The organism is Kitasatospora putterlickiae (genome assembly GCF_039527695.1).
Classification (GTDB): domain Bacteria; phylum Actinomycetota; class Actinomycetes; order Streptomycetales; family Streptomycetaceae; genus Kitasatospora; species Kitasatospora putterlickiae.
This window is the reverse complement of the sequence record NZ_BAAAKJ010000466.1, coordinates 21278-24069: the sequence shown is the minus strand read 5'-3', so window position 1 is coordinate 24069 and position 2792 is coordinate 21278. Positions and strand designations below refer to the sequence as shown.

Sequence of the window (2792 nt, the reverse complement as noted above, 5' to 3'; positions counted from 1 at the left end):
GGCGGCCGACCTCGTCGCAGGTGCCCTCGACCAGCAGCCCGTCCGGGGCCAGCCGGTCGCACAGCCGCCCCCAGACCGCGGCCACCTCCGACTCGTCGTACTGCCGCAGCACGTTGGCGGCCCGGATCAGCTGGGCGGGCGCGCCGCCGTCCAGCGGCACCTCGAAGCCGCCGCGCCGGAAGGTCAGCAGCGGCGGCACCGCGTGAGGCAGCGCCGCGGCGACCCGGGCCGGCTCGATCTCGATCCCGACCACCCGGACGTCCGGCCGCACCGCCCGCAGCCGCCCGGACAGTTCGACGGCCGTCCACGGCGCGGCGCCGTACCCGAGGTCGACGGCGACCGGCGGGCGGTCGGCGGAGCGCAGCACGGGTCCGAGCGCGTGGGCGATCCAGCGGTCCATCCGGCGCAGCCGGTTGGTGTTGGTGGTGCCGCGGGTGACGGTGCCCACCGGCCGCCCGGCCCGTCCGCGGGCGGGCGCCGTCGCGGTGTCGGGGGAGGAGGCGGCCATGCCCCACAGGGTACGGGGCCCGCGACGGCGGCCGGCGTGGCCCATCTCATGCCGGGGCCCGGGAATGCCGGTCGACGACCGCGTGGTTGGCAGACTGGTGGTGATGTGTGCCCGGACGGGGCGGCGGGCCGGCGTGCCACGGCGCGTGCCGTGACCGCGCGGCGCGTGGGCGGCGGCGCACACACCGGACAGCAGGCAGGACAACAGCAGGCAGCAGGCAAGCAGGGCTGCTGAGGCGGGCAGTACACGAGGAGGCTCCAGCCAGGTGATCCAGCACCCCGTCCGTTCGGTACGCCGTGCCCAGCCGGCCACGCCCGCGCGTGGCCGGCTCCAGTCGCTCGTCCAGGCAGGCCGGCGCCGCCCGCGCCGGATAGCCATGCTCAGCGTCCACACCTCCCCGCTGCACCAGCCGGGGACGGGCGACGCGGGCGGCATGAACGTCTACATCGTGGAGCTGGCCAAGCGGCTGGCCGAGCTCAACATCGAGGTCGAGGTGTTCACCCGGGCGATCTGCTCGGACGACGCGCCCACGGTGGAGCTGGCCCCGGGCGTGCTGGTCCGGCACGTCACGGCGGGCCCGTACGAGGGGCTGCTGAAGGAGGACCTGCCCGCCCAGCTGTGCGCCTTCACCCACGGCGTGCTGCGCACCGAGGCCGGCCACCGCCCCGGCCACTACGACCTGGTCCACTCGCACTACTGGCTCTCCGGGCAGGTCGGCTGGCTGGCCGCCCAGCGCTGGGGCGTACCGCTGGTGCACACCATGCACACCATGGCGAAGGTGAAGAACGCGGCGCTGGCCGAGGGCGACACCCCCGAGCCGGCGGCCCGGGTGATCGGCGAGACCCAGGTGGTGGAGGCGGCCGACCGGCTGATCGCCAACACCACCGAGGAGGCCGCCGAGCTGGCCCGGTTCTACGCGGCGCGCCCGGACCAGCTGGCCGTCGTCCACCCGGGCGTCAACCTGGACGTGTTCCGTCCGGCGGTGGCGGTGGCCACCGCGGAGGCCCGCCGGGCGGCCCGGGCCCGGCTCGGGCTGCCGGCCGACGCCGCGGTGCTGCTCTTCGCCGGCCGCATCCAGCCGCTGAAGGCCCCGGACGTGCTGCTGCGCGCGGTCGCCGTGCTGCTGGAGCGGCGTCCGGAGCTGCGCGAGCGGCTGGTGGTGCCGGTGGTCGGCGGCCCGTCCGGCACCGGGCTGGCCAGGCCGGAGAGCCTGCACAAGCTGGCCGCCCAGCTGGGCATCGGCGACGTGGTGCGGTTCCACCCGCCGGTGGGCCAGGAGCTGCTCGCCGAGTGGTACCGGGCCGCGACGGCGCTGGTGATGCCCTCGTACAGCGAGTCGTTCGGGCTGGTCGCGCTGGAGGCGCAGGCCTGCGGCACCCCGGTGGTGGCGGCGGCGGTGGGCGGCCTGCCGGTCGCCGTCCGGGAGGGCGAGACGGGCACCCTGGTCGGCGGCCACGACCCGGTGGACTGGTCGCGCGCGCTGGAGCCGTACGTCACCGATCCGGAGCTGGTGGCCCGGCGCGGCGCCGCGGCGGCCCGGCACGCGGCCGCGTTCGGCTGGGACAGCGCCGCCGCGACCACCGCCGAGGTGTACGCCGGCAGCCTGGTCCGCTCGCTCGGCCGGCTGGGCGGGGCGCGTCAGCGGCGGGTCTGAACCGGCCGGCCGCGGATCCGCTACTGCGCGCGGGCGTACCGCCGAGTAACGTCACTCCCATGGCAATCCGCACCAAGGACGAGGCCCTGACCCTCCTGCGCACCGCCCTGGACGAGGCCGGGGTGGCCTGGGAGCCGGCCCCCGCCGACCCGTACACCCTGGTGGCGGCGCTCCCGGGTACCCGGAAGCTGAGCACCACCTGCGCCCTGCGGGTCGGCGACCACACCCTCTCGGTGAACGCCTTCGTGGTCCGCCGCCCGGACGAGAACCACGAGGCGGTCTACCGCTGGCTGCTGGAGCGCAACACCCGGCTCTACGGCGTGGCGTACGCGGTGGACCGGCTCGGGGACGTCTACCTGGCGGGCCGGCTGCCGCTGGAGGCGCTGACCCCGGACGCCGTGGACCGGCTGCTGGGCACGGTGCTGGAGAACGCCGACGAGCCGTTCAACACGCTGCTGGAGCTGGGCTTCGCCACCGCGATCCGGCGGGAGTGGGAGTGGCGGACCAAGCGCGGGGAGTCGACCCGCAACCTGGCCGCCTTCGCCCACCTCGCCACCCCGGGCCCGGACGCGGCTCCGGCGGTCCCGGCCTCCGAGGAGCGGTAGCCGGCCGGGGCGTCAGCCGCCCGTC

General features: G+C 76.6%; 3 protein-coding genes. 2 read left to right on the top strand and 1 reads right to left on the bottom strand.

What is annotated here, in order from left to right; genetic code table 11:
* Positions 1-508: class I SAM-dependent methyltransferase (locus tag ABD308_RS37110; protein WP_486327050.1), on the bottom strand; the 508-nt coding region annotated here is incomplete at its 3' end.
* Between the two features lie 268 nt (positions 509-776).
* On the opposite strand from ABD308_RS37110, the gene mshA reads away from it, so the two are divergent.
* Both mshA and ABD308_RS37100 read left to right on the top strand, forming a co-directional pair.
* A complete protein-coding gene (gene mshA, locus ABD308_RS37105) occupies positions 777-2162 on the top strand; it encodes a D-inositol-3-phosphate glycosyltransferase (protein ID WP_425554952.1) in 1386 nt (461 codons plus the stop codon).
* A gap of 59 nt (positions 2163-2221) precedes the next feature.
* A complete protein-coding gene (locus ABD308_RS37100) occupies positions 2222-2767 on the top strand; it encodes a type III secretion system chaperone family protein (RefSeq protein ID WP_344344985.1) in 546 nt (181 codons plus the stop codon).
* Positions 2768-2792 lie beyond the last annotated feature (25 nt).